This window comes from Mycobacterium sp. UM_Kg27 (assembly GCF_000972905.1).
Lineage (GTDB): Bacteria > Actinomycetota > Actinomycetes > Mycobacteriales > Mycobacteriaceae > Mycobacterium.
On record NZ_JRMM01000010.1, the window covers coordinates 20,162 to 39,155 of the forward strand.

The window sequence follows — 18,994 nt, forward strand, 5'->3', positions numbered from 1 at the left end:
GCCATAGGTGCTATGCGCTCCCTTCAGCAATGCGCCGTACGGCCTGGGTGAAGACGTCGATCTCTTCGAAAGTGTTGTAGAACGCGAACGACGGTCGCACGGTGGCTTCCAGGCCGTAGCGGCGCAGGATCGGCTGCGCACAGTGATGCCCGGCACGCACCGCGATGCCCTCGGCATTGAGCGCCTTGCCCACTTCCAACGGCTCGTGGCCGGCCAGCACGAACGACAACACACTGGCCTTCTCGTCGGCTGTGCCGACGAGCCGCACCCCGGGAATATCGGCCAGGCGTGGCGTGGCGTACTCCAGCAGGGCGTGCTCGTAGGCGGCGATGCGCTCGATGCCCACCCGTTCCACATAGCGCAGGGCCTCACCCAGACCGACCGCGTCGGCGATGTTGCCAGTGCCCGCCTCAAACTTGTTCGGCGGATCTTGGTAAATGGAGCGTTCCAGGGTGACGTCGGCGATCATGTTGCCTCCACCCTGCCACGGCGGCGTCTCGGCCAGCGCCTCGGCGGTGCCGTAGAGCACTCCGATACCGGTGGGACCGAAGATCTTGTGCCCGGAGAACACGAAGAAGTCCGCGCCCAGCGATTGCACGTCGATCGGGATATGCGGGACCGACTGTGCCCCGTCGATCAGCACCCGAGCGCCGTAGCGGTGCCCGAGCTCGACGATGTCGTGCACCGGGGTGACGGTGCCCAGCGCGTTGGAGACATGGGTGGCGGCAACCAGTTTGGTCCGCGGGCCCAGCAGATCCTCGAATTCGCCCAGCAGCAGGTTGCCCGCCTCGTCCACCGGGGCCACCTTCAGAATCGCCCCGGTCTTCTTCGAGATCATTTGCCACGGAACGATATTGGCGTGGTGCTCCAGGTGAGTGATGACGATCTCATCGCCGGGGCGCAGGTTCTTGCCGCCCCAGGCGTAAGCCACCAGATTGATCGCCTCGGTGGTGCCGCGCACAAAGACGATGTCCTCGCTGCGCGGCGCCCCCAGAAACCGCCGCACCGTGTCACGGGCGTCCTCGTAGGCATCGGTGGCGCGGGCGGCCAGTTCGTGAGCCGCCCGGTGGATGTTGGAGTTCTCGTGGGCGTAGAAGTACGACAGCCGGTCGATCACGGCCTGCGGCTTCTGCGTGGTGGCGGCGTTGTCGAACCAGATCAACGGTTTGCCGTTGACCGTCTCACGCAGGATCGGGAAGTCAGCGCGCACCGCGTTGACGTCGAAGACTTCGTGCGAGTCCGGCACCGTCGGAGCCGGTTGGGCTGCCGGCACCCGATGCGACAAGAAGGCGTAGTTCGCCTCGTCGCCACCCGCGGCCGGCGCGGCGGTGTCATGCCAATCCAGCTGCGGAACCACCGGCACGCCCCCGGGCCAGCCGGGAGCCGACCCACGTGGCGCAACCGGGACAGCCCCGGCCGGCGAGCCGGCCAGCACCCCGGGCACGGTCGGCACGATGCCGCTCGGCACGGCGAACGCCGACAGGTCGGCCAGCCCCGGCGGCAGCAGCCCGGACGGGTCGGGCACGCCGCCGCGCGGTGCCACCGCGGTGGTCTGCGGCGGCGAGTCCGGACCGGGCCGGGCGGCATACAGCTGGTTGGCCAGTACCTCCAGCTCAGCGGCGCTGACCGGTGGGGTTACCGGCCCGGGATCACTTGTACTCATGGAAACGGTCCACCGAGACGTCGTCGAGCACGGCGAGCGCATCATCGGTGAGCACGGCCAGCGAGTTGTACAGCGTGACCAGGTAAGACGCGATCGCCGACCGGTTGATGCCGGTGAACCGGACCGACAGGCCCGGGGCCTGCTCGCCGACCAGGCCGGGCTGGAACAGCCCGACGACACCCTGGCGTTCCTCCCCGGTGCGCACCAGCAGGATCTTGGTCTTGGAATCCTCTACCGGCACCTTGTCGCTCGGCACGATCGGGATGCCGCGCCAGGTGATGAACTGGGCGCCGAACAGGTTCACCACTACCGGCGGGACCCCGCGGCGGGTGGCTTCGCGGCCGAAGGCGGCCACCCCCAGCGGGTGGGTCAGGAAGAACCCGGGGGTCTTCCACACCTTGGTGATCAGCGAGTCCAGGTCGTCGGGGGTGGGCGGGCCGGTCAGCGTGGAGATGGTCTGCTCCGGTGTGACCTGCGCCAACAGGCCGTACTCCGGGTTGTTGACCAGCTCGTACTCCTGGCGTTCCTTGATGGTTTCGATGGTGAGTCGCAGCTGTTGTGCGACCTGGTCGTGCGGGCTGGAGTACAGGTCGGAGACCCGGGTGTGCACATCCAGCAGGGTCGAGATCGACCGCAGGGTGTACTCCCGCGGGCTGGTCTCGTAGTCCACGAACGTCTGCGGCAGCGGCTCCTGCGAACCGGCGCCCTGCTCGGCTGCAATGGCGACCTGGCCGGGGTTGACCACCCGGTTGACCCGGTAGATACCGGCTTCGACGGGGACCCAGTTCAACAGGTGCAGCAGCCAGCGCGGGGTGATGGTGGCCAGTTGCGGGACGGTCTTGGTCGCATTCGCGAGTTGCCGTGCGGCGAGGTCCCCGAGCGCCTGAGATTCGTTCTGAGCGGACGTCATTGCTTTCCTCCTGATGAGTGACGGCGCCAATCATGGACCATGGTCCGGGTTTGCCCACCAGTTGCGCTCAGGGCGAATTGAATCCCTCGCAGTTCGCGCCGCTGCGGTACATGTCGTAGGGTATGTGTATGTCGAACATCACGCTGCCACAGCCGCACGCTTTGTGCCGCCTCGCCGCGTGTTGTTGTTGTTGATTCTCTGACGCCCTGATTCCTCCGCGTCGCAGCCCGCTCCCTTTCTTCGGCGAGATGCTGCCGTGCGCGCTTCAGACCAGAAAGTCGACTCGGCATGACCGTTTCAACCTCCGTTTTTCCCCTTCTCGACACCGAGCCCACGGTGACCGTCCGGCGCAGGGTGCAACCCCGCCCGGCCGCCGATATAGACCGAATGACCCGCTATCACGGCGGCACGTATTCGCACACCGTCGACCGGATCGTGTTCACCGACGGAACGAGCGCGCGCACCGATCTGATTCGCCTGAACCCCGGCATCGCGGCATATTCGCTGGACTTTCACGGCATCGCCCCGACCCGGCCGTCGGCCTACCGGATCGATACCTGGTCGGCGGTTCCGAACCTGCGCTCCGGTGCCCGTGACCCCCGCGAAGTTCAAGTCGACTGGATCCTGCGCAACTCGGTCCCACGGTTGACCACCGTCGAATTAAGCCGTCGACTGCGTGCGGCCGGCCACCAGCTGGGCCGCGGCAACATCACCGAGCACGAGGCGATAGCCGCCACCCAGGCCGCGATCTGGCGGCTCACCAACGGTCTGGAGCTGGACACCCGCGCCCGCACCGAGCCGGTCCGGGTGCTGCGCGACGCCGACGGGGTGACCGTCGAGTTCGAAGAGGCGCTCGAGTTGGGCGGCTACGCCCTGGAACTGGTCGCCTCGGAGCCGGTGACGGTGACCCTGCACAAGTCCGACGACGGCCGTAGCTGGCGGGAGGTGCCCTCGTCGCGGCTGGCCGCCCCGGCCGCCGGCGCTCATCGCAAGGCGCTCGGCGTGGGTGCCACCGTCGGGGGCCACCGGTTCTACCGCCTGTCGGTGGCTGGGACCGGACCGTCGGCCACGCTCGGCGACGTCGACTTCTGGCTCAACGGCACCAGCACCTATCGCAACGCCGACCGCATCGTGGCCCTCTACCGGTATCTGCTGGCCGGTGCGGCACGGGCGCGCTCCACCGCACCCGGATTGAACGTCTCGTCGGCCACCGTGGCCGACGGTCTGGTGGGCCCGCTGCGCCTGTCCGTCGCCGACTCTGCCGCCCTGAGCGCCGAGGGTGCGGTGTTGCTGGACGACGACGGCAACGAGTTGACCGGTCCGGTGGAGCCGGGCAGCGTTTTCTACCTGCGCCCGCGCCCGGGTGCGGTGTCGGCGCGGGTACGCGTCACGGTTCCCGGTACCGACGACGGCTACGGCGGCCGGGTCCTCACCGGCATTGCCGGAGAACAGGACTCGCAGATGTTCACCCCGGTAGCGCTGGCGGTTCCGGCCGCGCTGGTCGTCTACTTCGACCTCAGCTGGTCAGCGGGGGCACCGCAGTGGAATACAGCCAGGCCTGCCACAAGGACTGCAGCGGTTCGCCCGCGTATCCGGCGGCCAGCGCGGTGAAGTCTTCGGTGCCGGCGTTGCCGTGGCGGTAGCGCGACGTCCAGTCCCGCAGCAGGGCGAAGAAGGCGTCGTCACCGAGCCGGCCGCGCAACTGATGCAGGGTGATCGCGCCGCGCTTGTACACCCGGTCGTCGAACATGTCGGCCGGCCCGGGATCGGCCAACAGCAGATCCTGCGGCAGGCCCGCTAGCTGGCGGTGATAACGCCGCGCCAGCTGGTCGGCGCTCGGCCCACCGGAATGCTCCGACCACAGCCATTCGGCGTAGCACGCGAACCCCTCATGCAGCCAGATATCGCTCCAGCGTCGCAGGGTGACGCTGTTGCCGAACCACTGGTGGGCCAGTTCGTGGGCGATCAGTCGGTTGGACCCCCCGGTACCGTCGCAGTGGTTGGCGCCGAAGATCGAAAGCCCCTGTGCTTCAAGGGGGATCTCTAGGTTGTCGTCGGTCACCAGCACGGTGTAGCCGGCTGCCAGCGGGTAGGGCCCGAAAAGGCGCACGAACAGCTCCATCATCTGTGCCTGCGCGGCGAAGTCCTGTTCGAACTCGGCCTGCAGCCGGGCCGGCAGCACCGCGCGGATCGCCACCGTCGAGCCCGGCAACCGGCGGGTCACGTACCGGCCGATCTGCAGGGTGACCAGATAGGTCGGGGTCGGCTCGGGCTGCTCGTAGGTCCAGGTGGTGCGGGTGGCCCGGGCACGCCGCGATATCAGTTCGCCGTTAGCCACCGCGTAGTACGGGCTGTCGGTGCTGATCTGGATCCGGTAGCTGGCTTTTGAGTAGGGGTGGTCGTCGCAGGGGAACCATGACGGTGCGCCGTTGGGCTGGCCGGAAACCAGCGCTCCGTCGGACAACTCCTCGAAACCCACTTCACCCCAGAGCGTTTCGCTGGGGCGCGGTGATCCCGCATACCGGACGACGATCACCAGTGCGGCGCCGGGCGGTACCGTGGCGGCCAGGGTGATCCGCAGCTTGGCTGCCGAGGTCGCGAACCGGCTGGGTGGGCGACCGTTGACCCAGACCTTGGCCACCGACAGCGTGTCGGCAAGGTCGAGGGTGACCTCGCGCAGTGCGTCCAGCGCGACCGCGGTGATGGTCGCGGTGCCCGAGAGCCGGTTACTGCTGACCTTGTACTCCAGGTCGAGTTCGTAGCGCGAGACCCGGTAACCGCTGTTGCCGCTGTCGGGCAGATAGGGGTCAAGAACAGGCGCCGGGGCCTTGGCTGGCTTTGCCGAAATCTTCGTGGGTTTGCTCATGCCGCGGGCTCCTGACGCGCGGCAGCCGAAGCCCCGCGCTTCTTGCCCGACACCGGCCACGGCGCAATCGGATTGCCCTGCCAGCGCGTCGCGGCCGGGACCTCGTCGCCGCGCATCACCAGCGAGGCCGGCCCGACGGTGGCGCCGGCGCCCAGCCGGGCCGCGGGCAGCGCCACGCAGTTGGGGCCCAGCGTGGCGCCTGCATCCAATGTCACCGTGTCCATCTGCATGATCCGGTCGTGGAACAGGTGGGTCTGCACCACGCAGCCGCGGTTCACCGTCGCGCCGGTGTCCAGCGTCACCAGGTCGGCTTCGGGCAACCAGTACGTCTCGCACCACACGCCGCGGCCGATGGTGGCGCCGAGCGCCCGCAACCACAGGTTCATCACCGGGGTACCGGTTGCGGCGCGGGCGAACCACGGGGCAGCCACCGTTTCGACGAACGCGTCGGAGACCTCGTTGCGCCACACGAACGACGACCACAGCGGGCGCTGTGACGCCCGGATCCGGCCCACGATAAGCCATTTCGCCACCACCGCGCTGCCGCCGGCCACCGCACCGGCGGCCAGCAGCGTCACGCCGCTACCCAGCGCGGTCCAGCCGTAGCCGAACGTGGTGGCCCCCCACTGCAAGGCGCCCAAAACCGCCGTTCCGATCGCAAATGTGACGATGACCGGGACCAGCCGGAATGTCTCCATGACGGCGCGCATCAGTTTCAGCCGCAGCGGGGGTTCGAAAGTGCGCTCGGCATCGAGGTCGGCGGCTTTACGCCGCAGGCGTACCGGCGGGCTGCCCAGCCACGACGAGCCGGTCTTGGCCTTGTGCGGTGCCGTCGACAGCACTGCCACCAAGGAGTTGTCGGGGACCCGCCTGCCCGGCTGAGTGATCCCGGAATTGCCCAGAAATGCGCGCTTGCCGATGGTGGCCGGTGCGACGTGGATCCAGCCGCCGCCCAATTCGTAGGAGGCCACCATGGTGTCGTCGGCGAGAAAGGCGCCGTCGGCGATCGTGGTGAACTTCGGGATCACCAGCGCGGTGGAGATCTCGGTGCCGTGACCCACCTTGGCCCCCAGCAAGCGCAGCCACCACGGCGTGATCAGGCTCGCGTACACCGGGAAGAGATAGTCGCGCGCGGCGTCCATCAGACGTTCGGTGGCCCACAGCTGCCAACCCACCCGGCTGCGCACCGGGTGGTAGCCGTCGCGCAGCCCGATCGACAACAGCCGCACCCCGGCCATGGTCAAAGCGGCGTAGCTGAGCATCGCGACCAGCGCGGCCGGCGCAGTGGCCAGCGCCGCGGGCCGAATCGCTTCGATCAGCGTGGTGCAGTCCCGCACCGCCCAGCCCACCACCGACAGCCCGACACCCAATGCCACCAATGGCAAGCCGCCCAGCAGGATCGATGTCACCCCGTACACCGCCGCCCACACCGGGCGCGGCGGTGGCCGGTGATCCGGCCAGGGGTGGTGTGCCTTACCGGATTTCACCGCCGGCGAGCCGGTCCAGTACTGGCCCTTCTTCACCTCGCCGACTACCCCGGACCCAGGCGCGACATCGGCGTCCTTGCCGATTACGGCGCCGGGCAGCAGCGTGGTGCGGGCACCGATCGTGGCGTCGTTGCCAACCGTGACAGGGCCGACGTGGAACGTATCGCCGTCGATCCAATGCCCGGTCAGGTCCACCTCCGGCTCGATGGAACACCGGTGGCCCAGGGTCAGCATCCCGGTCACCGGCGGGGCGGAGTGCAGATCCACGCCCTCGCCGATCTTGTTACCCAGCGCTCGCGCGTAATACACCAGCCACGGTGCGCCGGAAAGATTCTCGGCGCCGCTGGCGGCGGCAAGCCGTTCGGCGATCCAGACCCGCAGGTGCTCGGGGCCGCCGCGCCGGTACGTTCCCGGCGCCAGATTGGACAGCAGCGCACGCGCCCCCAGCGCGGCGATACCTATCCGGCCCAGCGGTGTCACGAACAGTACGAAAGCGGAGATCACCCACCACCAGTCGAGTCGCGCCAGCAAGGGCAGCGGATGCATCACCGCCATCACGTTGTTGATCAGCGCCAGCCACGTCACCCATTGCAGCCCGGTCAGCGTGGCCAGCGGCACCGACAGCAGCACCTGCGCGGCCTGGGCCCGCCGGGGCGTGGGTTCGACCGCGCGGGAGGCTGCCTCGGCCCCGGGCTCACTGCGGCCCATGTCGTCGAGAAACCCGGCCAGGGAGCCGAGTCGTGGGCGGTCGTAGAGCTGGGCGACGGTGGTCTGCGGGTACCGCTGCCGCACCGCGGCCACCAGCTGAGCGGCTTGCAGCGATCCACCGCCGAGCGCGAAGAAATCGGCCTGTTCGTCGTCGACCGGGGCGCCCAGCACGTCGCGCCACAGTCCGGCCAGCCAACCCAGAGTGCTGTCCGGGTCGTCGCCGAGACCTCCGCCGGGCAGGGCACCCGGCTCCGGCCCCACCGGCCACGGCAGCGCATCGCGGTCCACCTTGCCCGACGTGCGAGTGGGCAGTTCGTCGACCAGCACCAGCCGGGGAACCAGCGCGGCGGGCAGTCGCCGGCCCAGTGCGGCGCGTGCAGCACCCAGGTCGAAGTCCGGATCGGTGCTGGCCAGGTAGCCGACCAGCAGCGGGGTCCCGGCGGCGCTGGTCCGCACCGCCGCCGCACCGCCGCTGACGCCGGGCAGCGTCACCAGGGCGCTGTCCACCTCACCCAGCTCGATGCGCCGGCCGCCGACCTTGACCTGGTCATCGGCCCGGCCGCAGAACACCAGCCCGTCGGCATCCAGCCGCACCAGATCACCGCTGCGGTAGGCCCGCGGCCAGTCCAGCTCGGGCAGTGCTGCGTACTTCTCGGCGTCACGGCCGGGGTCCAGGTAGCGGCCCAAGCCGACACCGCCGATCACCAGCTCGCCGACTTCGCCGGCGGCCACCGGGGCCCCGTCGGGCCCGAGCACGGCCAGGTCCCAGCCCAACAGCGGCAACCCGATCTGGACCGGGCCGGTGCCGTCGAGCTGCGCCGCGCACGCCACCACCGTGGTCTCGGTGGGGCCGTAGGTGTTCCATACCTCGCGGCCCTCCACCGCCAGCCGGGCTACCAGCTCCGGTGGGCAGGCCTCACCGCCGAAGATCAGCAGCCGCACCGCCTCCAGCGCCTCGGCCGGCCACAGTGCCGCCAGGGTGGGCACGGTGGACACCACGGTCACGTCGCGCGACACCAGCCACGGACCCAGGTCCATGCCGCTGCGTACCAGCGACCGCGGCGCCGGCACCAGACAGGCGCCGTAGCGCCACGCCAGCCACATCTCCTCGCAGGACGCGTCGAACGCGACCGACAGTCCCGCCAGCACCCGGTCGCCGGGCCCGATCGGGTTGTCCTGCAAGAACAGCTGGGCTTCGGCGTCGACGAAGGCCGCCGCGTTGCGGTGCGTGATCGCCACGCCCTTCGGGGTTCCGGTGGACCCCGAGGTGAAGATGATCCAGGCGTCGTCGCTGGTCTGCGGCGCCGTGGCCCGCCAGCCGCGTGACGCGCCGGGGCCGCGGGTCAAACCCTGTTCGGTGATCACCGCCGCCACCTGAGCTTCGTTGAACACCAGCTCGGCGCGCTCGGGCGGATCGTCGGCATCCACCGGCACGTAGGCCGCGCCGGTGGCCAGCGTGGACAGGATCGCCACGTACAGCGCGTAATTGCCGGACGGCATCCGAATGCCGATGCGATCGCCGCGGCCCAGACCGCGGGCGGCCAGCCAGGCGACACTGTCGGTGATGTCCTCGATCAGCTCCCCGTAGGTCAACACCACATTGCCGTCGTCGATGGCGGGAGCGTCGGGGTAGCGGGCGGCGGTCTCTTGCAGAATGTCGATCAGGGTGCGGGGCTGCGGCGCCGAGGAGCCGCGCAGATATTGCGCGGGGACTTGCAGTGAGGGCACGACTGTAGAACGTACCCAGCACGGTCGGGGAGTGCAGCGCGTCATTGTCAGCTCGGCGCGTTGTTCGCCGCGGTAGCGGACTACCGGCGCCCGAGCCGGCCCGATCGACGGTGCACGCCGTAAGCGGCAATACCCACGCCGAGCACCGCGAGTCCGGCCAGGACCGAGCTGACGGGCAAGGCGAACGCGACAACGATGCAGCCCACCAAGCCGATGATCGGGATCAGGCGCGGGGGACGGCCCTCGGCGGGGGACAGGGTCCAGGCCGCGGCGTTGGCCACGGCGTAGTAGACCAGGACCGCGAACGAGGAAAACCCGATGGCACCGCGGATATCGGTGGTGGCGGCCAGCACGGCAACCACCAGGCCGACCGCGATCTCGGCGCGATGCGGCACCCCGAACCGGGGATGCACCGCGGTCAGATACCCGGGCAGATACCGGTCGCGGGCCATCGCCAGGGTGGTACGCGACACCCCCAGGATCAGGGCCAGCAGGGACCCGGTCGCCGCGAGAATCGCTCCGATCTGGACCATCACGGTCAGTTTGGCCGCCCCGGCGACCCTCACCACCTGCACCAAGGGCGCCGATGCTCCGGCAAGACCTTCTGCGCCAAGCACATTCAGTGCCGCTACCGCCACCAGGGCGTACACCACCAGGGTGATGGCCAACGCGGCCGGGATCGCCCGCGGAATGGTGCGGGCGGGGTCGCGTACCTCCTCACCCAGCGTGGCGATCCGGGCGTAGCCGGCGAACGCGAAGAACAGCAGACCCGCCGCCTGCAACACCCCTGGCACCGACACTGACGAGTGGCCGAACCGAGCGGTTTCAACGCCCTGGGAGCCCAGGGCGGTCACCACAACCGCTGCCAATACCGCCAGCACCACTACCACGATCAGCCGGGTCAGCCACGCCGATTTCTGCACCCCCAGCACGTTGATTGCGGTCAGCCCCAGCACCACCGCCACCGCGATCGCGTGCGCGTGTGCGGGCCATGCGTAGAAACCCACGGTCAGTGCCATCGCCGCGCACGATGCGGTCTTGCCGACGATGAAGCCCCACCCGGCCAGATAGCCGAAGAACGGTCCGAGCCGTTCGCGCCCGTATACGTAGGTACCGCCGGAGGCGGGATACTGTGCCGCGAGCCGCGCCGAGGAAACCGCGTTGCAGTAGGCGATGACCGCCGCCACGATCAACCCGATCAGCATCGCCGCACCGGCCGCTGCGGCCGCCGGCGCCAATGCCACGAAAATGCCGGCACCAAGCATCGAGCCCAGCCCGATCGTCACCGCGTCGAACATGCCCAGCTGCCGGCGCAGCGCACCGGACGTCGGCTGCGGATCAGGGGTCGTGTGACCGTCCATCAGCTCAAGGTCTAGCTGATCGTGTGGCCGACCAGCTGGCCGATCAGGTACGTGGTGCCCAGCGCGAGCGCCCCGCCGGTGGTATTGCGGACCAAGGCGTTTCGGACGTTTGCGCCCCCCAAGCGTGCCGAGACCACACCGGTGAGCATCAGTGCCAGCAGCACGACCAGGACGGTCAACGGGACTCGCCATGTGGTCGGCGGCAGCAGGATCGCGACCATCGGCAACAGCGCTCCCGCCGTGAACGCGAGGGCTGACGCCGCCGCGGCCAGCCACGGGTTGGTCAAATCGTCCGGGTCGATGCCCAATTCAGCCTCGGCGTGCGCAGCGAACGCATTGTGGTGGGTCAGCTCTTCGGCCACCAACCTGGCCGTCGCCGCCGACAATCCCTTGGCCGCATATAAGTCGGCAAGTTCCTCGAGTTCGGCCGCCGGGTCTTGTTGCAGTTCGCGGCGCTCCTTATGCAGCACAGCCTGTTCGGTGTCACGTTGCGTACTCACCGACACGTACTCACCGAGGGCCATCGACACGGCGCCGGCGGCCACGCCGGCGATACCGGCGGTGAAGATCGGACCCCGTTGCGCGGTGGCGGCGGCGACGCCGACCACGATCCCCGCGATCGAGACGATGCCGTCGTTGGCCCCCAACACCCCGGCGCGCAACCAATTGAGTTTCGACGCCAGCGAGCCGTTATGGGGCTCGGCCGAGTGCGGTGGACGCATGCGCATGCGCGACACGGTAGCGCCCACCCTGCCCCCGTGACCAGCGATTACTCGCAGGTGGTTGCAGCGACGCTACCGGGGCGCGAGGTAGCCGACCGGGCCGGCCGCGATACACACCGACAGCGCTGCGGTGTCGGCGCGCGCGGACACGTTGTATCCGGCGCCCGGCAGCCGCACAAAGACACGGTTGAGCCCCGGCCGGACCCGCACCCGCACCTCGGGGCCGTCCGACAGTGACAGGGTCATCGCACCGTCGACGTTGGCCAGGTAGTTGATCTCGGCGGTCCAGTCCGCGGGCAGCAGTGGGCCGTCCAGCGCCAGGGTCGCCGGCCGGTCCGGCTGGATCAGATAGCCGCAATGGGGCACCGGGCCGGGAACCAGAGAGCGGACCCACGTCACCTGGGCGTCGGCCACCGTCCCCGTGTTGGTCAGCATCCGCAACTGCGTCGTCGCCGAGGCGAATTCGGGGCGGTCCCGCAGTAGGGCGAACATGTGGCTGGCCAGGTTCTCCGGGTAGACGACCCGCTGCAGCACCAGCGGGTCGACCTCTTGGTCCAGCATCGGCGCATCGGAGGCGGCATGTGCCGCGGCCAGACCGTTGCGGGCATTCTGCAGGTACCCGCGAGCCGGATCGTCCCGCCAGCAGGTCAAGAACGTGCCCGTCGAATACAGGCTGCTCGCGGTGAACGCGGCGGCCAGGCCGGTCACCACCACGGTGCGCAGCGGTGAGGCGTCCAGCCGGCGCGACGAGGCGCGGTTCGGGGCGCACAACCCGACCGCGCCCAGGATCGCCAGCACCACGACGAGATCGGCCAGGTAGCGCAGGGTTTGCGCCAGCTCCAGCGCAGTGAACGCCGAGGAGCGCATCAGATAGATCGGTACCTGGCAGGCCGCCGCGTACCCGGCTGCGGCAAGCCATACCGGCACCAGCCGGTGTTTGCGCGCCAGCGACACCGCCACCAGCGCGGCCAGCACCAGCCACCCCAGCGTCATCACCACCGGCCCCGGCAGCGCCCACGGCGAGGCCGGCGCCCAGCGCGCCCAGGTCCACGGGCCACCGGCCAGGCTCGGGACGATGCCGTGGGTGATCGAGCGCAGCAGCAGGTCGCGGGTCATATCGAGGTCGAAACTCCACCGCTTCTGATTCACCACTACCAGGTAGACCCCGATCCACCCCGCGGTCACCGCCAGCATCGCCGTCCACATGCGGGACCCGGCCCGCCACGCCCCGACAATCGCGCCGGCCAGCGGCTTACCGGACACATAGCCCAGCAGTGCCGTCACCGCGAAGGCTACGAACGGGATCACCGCGGACTTCTCGAAGAACACCAACCCGCCCAGGTAGGCCAGGGTGGCGGTGCACGCGTAGCGCCGATTCCCGGTGCGCGCCAACAGGATCGCGTCCGCGCACACCCAGGACAGTGCGGCGCACAGCGGTAGATAGTTCAGCGCCGCCGCCCACCAGGCGAAGGCCGGCAGGCCCAGCGGAGTCCACAACGCGAAGGTCAGCGGTATCAGCAGCACCGGCCGCCAGCCCAGAATCACCCACAGCACGCGCAGCAACGCGCACGACGACAGCAGCTGCAGCACCACCAGGCTGATCGCCGGCGCGGCCCACTGCAGCGGCCACAGCTTGGCCAGTGCCCCGGCCACCAGGAACGCGCCCGGCATCACATGACCGTCGTGGTCGTCGAACAGGTACGCCGGCGACAACAGCGGGTGGGTTCCGGCCCGGCCGACCAGGATCAGGTCGTCCCAGTAGAAGTAACCCCCGAAAGCCACGACCGCCCGAACCACCAGCTGGGCGGCGACCAATCCCACCGCCGCCCAGCAGACCCAAGGCAGGGCAGTGAAACGCGTGCGCATCAGTCTTTCTTACCTGTCGGTATGGTGGGCCGGTGCGAGCACTGGTCACCGGAGCAGCCGGGTTCATCGGATCGACGTTGGTCGACCGCCTGCGGGCGGACGGGCACCAGGTAGTCGGGCTGGACAATTTCGCCACCGGGCGTGCCGGCAACATCGAGCACCTGGCCGAGGACGCCGACTTCAGCTTCGTCGAGGCCGACATCGTCTCCGCGGACCTGAACGCGATCCTGGCGCAGCACCAGCCCGAGGTGGTCTTTCACCTGGCCGCCCAGATCGACGTGCGTCATTCGGTGGCCGACCCGGTCTTCGACGGCTCGGTCAACGTCATCGGGACGATCCGGCTCGCCGAAGCCGCGCGGACGGCGGGCGTGCGCAAGGTCGTGCACACCTCGTCGGGCGGCTCGATCTACGGCACCCCACCGTGCTACCCGACCGGGGAAGACGTCCCGACCGACCCCGCTTCGCCCTACGCCGCCGGCAAGGTCGCCGGTGAGATCTACCTCAACACCTTTGGCCACCTCTACGGGCTGCAGTGCTCCCACATCGCACCGGCGAATGTCTATGGCCCCCGCCAGGACCCGCACGGCGAGGCCGGGGTGGTGGCGATCTTCGCCCAGGCGCTGCTGGAGGGCAGGCCCACCAAGGTGTTCGGGGACGGATCGAACACCCGCGACTACGTGTTCGTCGATGACGTGGTGGACGCTTTCGTGCGGGCGTCGGGCGAGGCCGGTGACCGGCAGCGGTTCAACGTCGGCACCGGGGTGGAAACCTCCGACCGGCAGCTGCATTCCGCGGTGGCCGCGGCCGTCGGTGGACCCGACGACCCGGAGTTCCACCCGCCGCGCCTCGGTGACCTGAAGCGGTCCTGTTTGGACATCTCGCGGGCCGCGGAGGTGCTGGGCTGGCGCCCTCAGGTCGCGCTCGCCGATGGCGTGACACGCACCGTGGAGTACTTCCGGCAGATGAAGTCCATCTGAACCTTTGTGGCATACTGGCCGGTCGGAGGGGAGTATTCCCCAATTCGCAGTGTCGTCATCACGTCGCCTGTCATCGGGTGACCGGGGCTGTGGGCCGGACAACCGGCGGAAGAGACCTCCAGCGCTGCTATGACGCTGGAGGCCAGCCATGGATGTTTTCGCAATCGGCCGTTTTGGTCTGGACGCCATCGGCGCCGCCGCATCCTCCGTTTTGGGGGCCAGCGTTGACCTCGCCGCCATCCCACTGCGCGAAGGCGCCAAGATCCTGGCCGGTGAGCGTTCCGATCTGACCAGCCGACGAAGCTGGCGCGGCGCCGGGCGGGCCTGGATCGAAGTGCACGGGCTCGACGACTCCGACGGCGTGGACATCGGTGCCGAGGTTCTGGCAGCCCTGCGGGCCGAGCCCGGCGTCACCTCGGTGCGGCTGAACCGCCCGCTGTCCCGGGTAGTCGTCGAGATCGGTGACCACGTTGCGCTGGCGGACCTGTGCGCCGCGGTGGAAGCGGCCGAGAAAAGCATCGAACTTTCCCCGACCGACACCGCGGCATTGCCGGGCGATGGACTGCTGCTGGCCACCAAGGGCGCGATGGTGGGGGCCAACGCGGTAGGGCTGGCGATCGCGACCGTGGGCAGCGCGATGCGCTGGCCGGCGGCGCCCAAGATCTTCGACGCCGCGGCGTCGGTGGCCCGCTACCAGCCGCTGGTCCGCAACGCGCTGGCGAGCCGGATCGGTCCGGCCAAGACCGACCGGGTGCTTTCCCTGGTCTCGCTCGGGTCGCACGTCATCACCCTGTCCCCGGCGATCCTGGCGGTGGATCTGATGGTGGAGGGCCTCAAAGCCTCCGAGACGCGCGCCGGGGCGCTGGCCTGGAATCGCTACGAGCCGGAGCTGGCCCGGTACGCCGACCACCCGGACGTGCACACCACTGCGCGGCCTGTCCCGCGGCCGGACGGTCTGGCTGAGCGCTACCTGAAGCGCACCGCGGTGGCGCAGGTAGTCGCGGCCGGGGCGGTGGGCGCACTGACCCGCAACCTGGACGTGACGTCGAGCGCGATCCTGGCGACCTCGCCGAAAGCGGTGCGCACCAGTTGCGAATCGTTCGCCGCGACTTTGGGACAGGGCCTGGCCGACGCGCACGGAGTGCTGCCGCTGCAGCCAGACAGCCTGCGCCGCCTCGACAAGATCGACACCGTGGTCATCGACCCGCGGACGCTGACCGGTGAACAACGCAGGGTGGTACAGATCCGCGGTGCCAGCGAGCACGAGCTGCCGAAGGCCTGGAACAGCGCGCAGAGCCTGCTCGACAAGCCCGGATTGCGTCCGGGCTGGCACCGGGTTCCGGGCATGACAGTCCGCGGCTCGACCCGCACGCAGCCGGTGGACGCGCTGATCCTGCCCGCGCATCACGCGCTGGCCTCGGCGGTGGTCCTCGAAGCACGTGCCTCCGGCGCTGAGCTGGTCACGGTGGACACCGAGATCCTCAGCGAGCTGCGCCCCGGTTTCGACGACATCCGGCCGGTCTCGGGTGAGGATATCGACGCCGCGCTGGCCGCGGCGGTGGCCGACCTGCAGCAGGCCGGCCGCACCGTCGCGGTGTTGTCCACCTCGGCAGCGCAGGCGCTGGCGTCGGCGGATCTGGCGCTGGGTGTGATGCCGACGAGCGAGCATGCCGACACCCCACCACCTTTTTATGCCGATCTGCTGCTGGCCGACCTTGCCGGCGCATGGCAGGTGCTGCGCGCGCTGCCGGCTGCCCGGACGGCCACCGAGCGTGGGGTTGCGATCTCGATCGGGGCGTCGTCGATCGCCGGGCTGCTTTTGGTTCGCGGGGTTCGGGCGACGATCCCCGGTGTCGGGGCGGGGCAGAGCCGCGGTCCGGGGCCGGTGACCGTCGGTGCGGGCGCCGGAATGCTGTCGGGGTATCTGCTGGCCCGCCGGGTGTTGCGTGCGCAGGCACCGAAGCCGGCACCGGCCTACGAATGGCACGCCATGACGGTCGAGCAGGCGCGCGAGCTGTTGACGCCGGAGGCCATGCTGCCGTTGGCCGAACGCGCGCCGGTCGACGCGGAATCCCAGGGCATGTTCTGGCCGTACTTCCACGCCGTGCGTGAGGAGTTGTCCGACCCGATGACGCCGATCTTGGCGCTGTGCTCGGCGGCGACGGCCATGCTGGGTTCGCCGATCGACGCCGTGATGGTGGGCACGGTGCTCACCGGTAACGCCATGTTGGCCGCTTACCAGCGGTTGCGGGCAGAGAGCCGGCTGAACACCCTGCTGGCACAGCAGGCTCCGCCGGCCCGGGTCGTGTTGATGGGGGGCGATGGCACGCCGGCCTACCACGAGATCCCCGCCGAACAACTGCTGCCCGGTGACCTGATCGAGGTGCGCAGCAACGAGGTGGTGCCCGCCGACGCCCGGACGATCGAGGTGTATGACGTCGAGGTCGACGAGTCCTCGCTGACCGGCGAATCGCTGTCGGTCGGCAAACAGCTGGACCCGACGCCCGGCGCTGAACTGGCCGAGCGCAGCTCCATGCTCTACGCGGGCACTACGGTGATCGCCGGTAAGGCGCTGGCGATGGTGACCGCCGTGGGCGCCGACACTCAGGCCCGTCGGGCCTCCGAACTGGCCTCTGGCGAGCTGCCCGAGGTCGGGTTGCAGCACCATCTGTCTCAGTTGATGTACCGGACTTTCCCGTACAGTGCCGCCGGCGGTGTGGCGGTCGGTGCGCTCGGTCTGCTGCGTCAGGGCGGGCTGCGGGTTGCGCTCGGCAACGCGATCGCGGTCGCGATCGCAGCCGTCCCGGAGGGCATGCCGCTGATGGCTACCTTGGCCCAGCACGCGTCGTCGCAGCGGTTGACGAAAACCGGTGCGCTGGTGCGGATTCCGCGGTCGGTGGAGGCGCTCGGCCGGGTCGACGTGGTCTGCTTCGATAAGACCGGAACGCTGTCTGAGAACCGGCTGCGGGTCACCACGGTGCGCCCGCTTGCGGGATATTCCGACGACGACGTCCTCGGCACGGCCGCGCAGGCGGCTCCGGCTCCCGACGGTGCGGCGCATGCGCACGCCACCGACCAGGCCATCGTCGAGGGCGCGGCATCCGCAGCCGGTGCCCGGCCGTGGATCGAACCGGACGCGCACCTGCCGTTCCGCTCCGGCCGGGCCTTCTCGGCGTCGGTGCTGGGATCGGAGCTGCTGGTCAAGGGGGCACCGGAAGTCGTGTTGGAGGCCTGCAAGAACGCCGGCGCCAAGGCCGAGCAGCAGGTGGCCGCGATGGCGGCCCAGGGGCTGCGGGTGATCGCGGTCGCGCACGGCAAACTGACCGCCGCGCAGGTGCGGGCCGTGCAGGACGATTCCGACCGGCTCGTGGAGGTCAGCGCCTCCGGCCTGACGCTGATCGGGTTCCTCGGCTTGGCCGACACACCCCGGGCCGACGCTCCGCAACTGCTGGCCGATCTGGCCGCCCGCGGCGTCGACATCCGGATGATCACCGGTGATCACCCGATCACGGCCACCGCGATCGCCGCCGAGATGGGCGTGACGGTCCGCCCCGAGGAGGTCATCACCGGCTCGGAGTGGAATGCCTTGAACCGCAAGGAACAAGAGCAGGTGGTCTGCGAACGGGTGATCTTCGCCCGGATGTCGCCGGAGAACAAGGTGCAGATCGTGCAGACCCTGGAGCGCGCCGGCCGAGTGTCGGCGATGGTGGGCGACGGCGCCAACGACGCCGCCGCGATCCGCGCCGCCACGGTGGGGCTGGGTGTCGTTGCGCACGGCAGCGACTCGGCACACGCCACCGCCGACGTGGTGCTGACCGACGGGAAGATCGGTGCGCTGGTCGACGCTATCGACGAGGGCCGGCGCCTGTGGCGGGGTGTGCAACTTGCCATCTCCGGGCTGCTGGGTGGCAATGCCGGGGAGGTGATGTTCTCGGTGATCGGTACCGCGGTCACCGGCAATTCGCCGCTGAACACTCGCCAGCTGCTGTTGATGAACACCCTGACCGACGCGCTGCCGGCCACCGCTGTGGCGGTGAGTACGCCGGCCGGCCCAATCGGTGACGCGGTGCCCGGACTCGAAGAGCGGAAGCTATGGCGCGCAGTGGCGTTCCGGGGCGGGGTGACCGGCGCGGCAGGCACCGCCGCCTGGGCGATGGCATCCGTGACCGGTACACCGCAGCGCGCCTCGACGGTGGCGCTGATCTCGCTGGTGACCACCGAGCTCGGTCAGACCGTGGTCGACTCGCGGGCGCCGATGGTGCTGGCCACCGCGGCCGGATCGTTCGCGCTGTTCGCGGCGATCGTCTCCACGCCCGGGGTCAGCCAGCTGTTGGGTTGCACGCCGGTCGGCCCGATCGGCTGGGCCCAGGGCCTCGGCACGGCCGCGGCGGCCACCGCCGCGGTTGCCGTGGCGAGCCGGTTCTCGACTCCCGCCAAGGAGATCGCCGCTCCCGCCAGGGAGACCGAGGCCCCCATCAAGGCGGCGTCGGCGGTTCCGACGAAGAAGGCTCCAGCGAAGAAGGCCCCGGCGAAAAAGGCTCCGGCCAAGAAAGCCCCGGTGAAAAAGGCTCCGGCCAAGAAGGCCCCGGCGAAGAAAGCACCGGTGGCCAAGGAAACGCCGGTGGAGAAGGCCCCGGCCGGAAAGCCGGCCAGAAAGTCCGCCGCGAAGAAGTCGTCCGCGAAGCTGGAACTGGTGCGCTGAGCCT

General features: G+C 69.6%; 10 protein-coding genes. 3 read left to right on the plus strand and 7 right to left on the minus strand.

Annotated features, from left to right (window positions below; genetic code table 11):
* Positions 1–10 precede the first annotated feature (10 nt).
* Positions 11–1,663 (minus strand): family 2A encapsulin nanocompartment cargo protein cysteine desulfurase, encoded by a 1,653-nt coding sequence (locus LI94_RS03055; protein WP_046300260.1) that lies wholly within the window; start codon positions 1,661–1,663, stop codon positions 11–13.
* Positions 1,650–2,573: a family 2A encapsulin nanocompartment shell protein gene (locus LI94_RS03060; RefSeq protein WP_024441722.1), complete on the minus strand. Its 924-nt coding sequence runs from the start codon at positions 2,571–2,573 to the stop codon at positions 1,650–1,652. The genes LI94_RS03055 and LI94_RS03060 overlap by 14 nt, the downstream gene beginning before the upstream one ends.
* Before the next feature lie 288 nt (positions 2,574–2,861).
* Here LI94_RS03060 and LI94_RS03065 point away from each other — a divergent pair, with 288 nt between their 5' ends.
* Entirely contained in the window at positions 2,862–4,184 is a 1,323-nt protein-coding gene (locus LI94_RS03065; protein WP_082105638.1) for a TQXA domain-containing protein, read from the plus strand.
* Here the strand turns inward: LI94_RS03065 and LI94_RS03070 are convergent.
* The 5 genes from LI94_RS03070 to LI94_RS03090 form a co-directional block, all read right to left on the minus strand.
* Entirely contained in the window at positions 4,090–5,439 is a 1,350-nt protein-coding gene (locus tag LI94_RS03070) for a M1 family metallopeptidase (protein WP_024441720.1), read from the minus strand. The genes LI94_RS03065 and LI94_RS03070 overlap by 95 nt on opposite strands.
* Positions 5,436–9,407, minus strand: a complete 3,972-nt coding sequence (locus LI94_RS03075) for a Pls/PosA family non-ribosomal peptide synthetase (protein WP_046300261.1) — start codon at positions 9,405–9,407, stop codon at positions 5,436–5,438. The genes LI94_RS03070 and LI94_RS03075 overlap by 4 nt, the downstream gene beginning before the upstream one ends.
* 35 nt (positions 9,408–9,442) lie before the next feature.
* Positions 9,443–10,723 (minus strand): APC family permease, encoded by a 1,281-nt coding sequence (locus LI94_RS03080; protein ID WP_046300262.1) that lies wholly within the window; start codon positions 10,721–10,723, stop codon positions 9,443–9,445.
* An 11-nt stretch (positions 10,724–10,734) separates the two neighbouring features.
* Entirely contained in the window at positions 10,735–11,445 is a 711-nt protein-coding gene (locus LI94_RS03085; RefSeq protein ID WP_046300282.1) for a VIT family protein, read from the minus strand.
* Positions 11,446–11,517: 72 nt separating this feature from the next.
* Positions 11,518–13,311: a hypothetical protein gene (locus LI94_RS03090; RefSeq protein ID WP_046300263.1), complete on the minus strand. Its 1,794-nt coding sequence runs from the start codon at positions 13,309–13,311 to the stop codon at positions 11,518–11,520.
* A gap of 32 nt (positions 13,312–13,343) precedes the next feature.
* Between LI94_RS03090 and LI94_RS03095 the strand changes: the two genes are divergently transcribed.
* Both LI94_RS03095 and LI94_RS03100 read left to right on the plus strand, forming a co-directional pair.
* Positions 13,344–14,288 carry an NAD-dependent epimerase/dehydratase family protein gene (locus tag LI94_RS03095; RefSeq protein WP_024441715.1) on the plus strand — a complete coding sequence of 315 codons (945 nt, stop codon included), beginning with the start codon at positions 13,344–13,346 and terminating at the stop codon, positions 14,286–14,288.
* A 148-nt stretch (positions 14,289–14,436) separates the two neighbouring features.
* Positions 14,437–18,990, plus strand: a complete 4,554-nt coding sequence (locus LI94_RS03100; RefSeq protein ID WP_046300264.1) for a cation-translocating P-type ATPase — start codon at positions 14,437–14,439, stop codon at positions 18,988–18,990.
* Positions 18,991–18,994 lie beyond the last annotated feature (4 nt).

Bases quoted from the DNA above. Each gene is read 5' to 3' on its own strand.
- LI94_RS03055 (WP_046300260.1), bottom strand. From the start codon at position 1,663: ATGAGTACAAGTGATCCCGGGCCGGTAACCCCACCGGTCAGCGCCGCT.
- LI94_RS03060 (WP_024441722.1), bottom strand. From the start codon at position 2,573: ATGACGTCCGCTCAGAACGAATCTCAGGCGCTCGGGGACCTCGCCGCA.
- LI94_RS03065 (WP_082105638.1), top strand. From the start codon at position 2,862: ATGACCGTTTCAACCTCCGTTTTTCCCCTTCTCGACACCGAGCCCACG.
- LI94_RS03070 (WP_024441720.1), bottom strand. From the start codon at position 5,439: ATGAGCAAACCCACGAAGATTTCGGCAAAGCCAGCCAAGGCCCCGGCG.
- LI94_RS03075 (WP_046300261.1), bottom strand. From the start codon at position 9,407: ATGACGCGCTGCACTCCCCGACCGTGCTGGGTACGTTCTACAGTCGTG.
- LI94_RS03080 (WP_046300262.1), bottom strand. From the start codon at position 10,723: ATGGACGGTCACACGACCCCTGATCCGCAGCCGACGTCCGGTGCGCTG.
- LI94_RS03085 (WP_046300282.1), bottom strand. From the start codon at position 11,445: ATGCGTCCACCGCACTCGGCCGAGCCCCATAACGGCTCGCTGGCGTCG.
- LI94_RS03090 (WP_046300263.1), bottom strand. From the start codon at position 13,311: ATGCGCACGCGTTTCACTGCCCTGCCTTGGGTCTGCTGGGCGGCGGTG.
- LI94_RS03100 (WP_046300264.1), top strand. From the start codon at position 14,437: ATGGATGTTTTCGCAATCGGCCGTTTTGGTCTGGACGCCATCGGCGCC.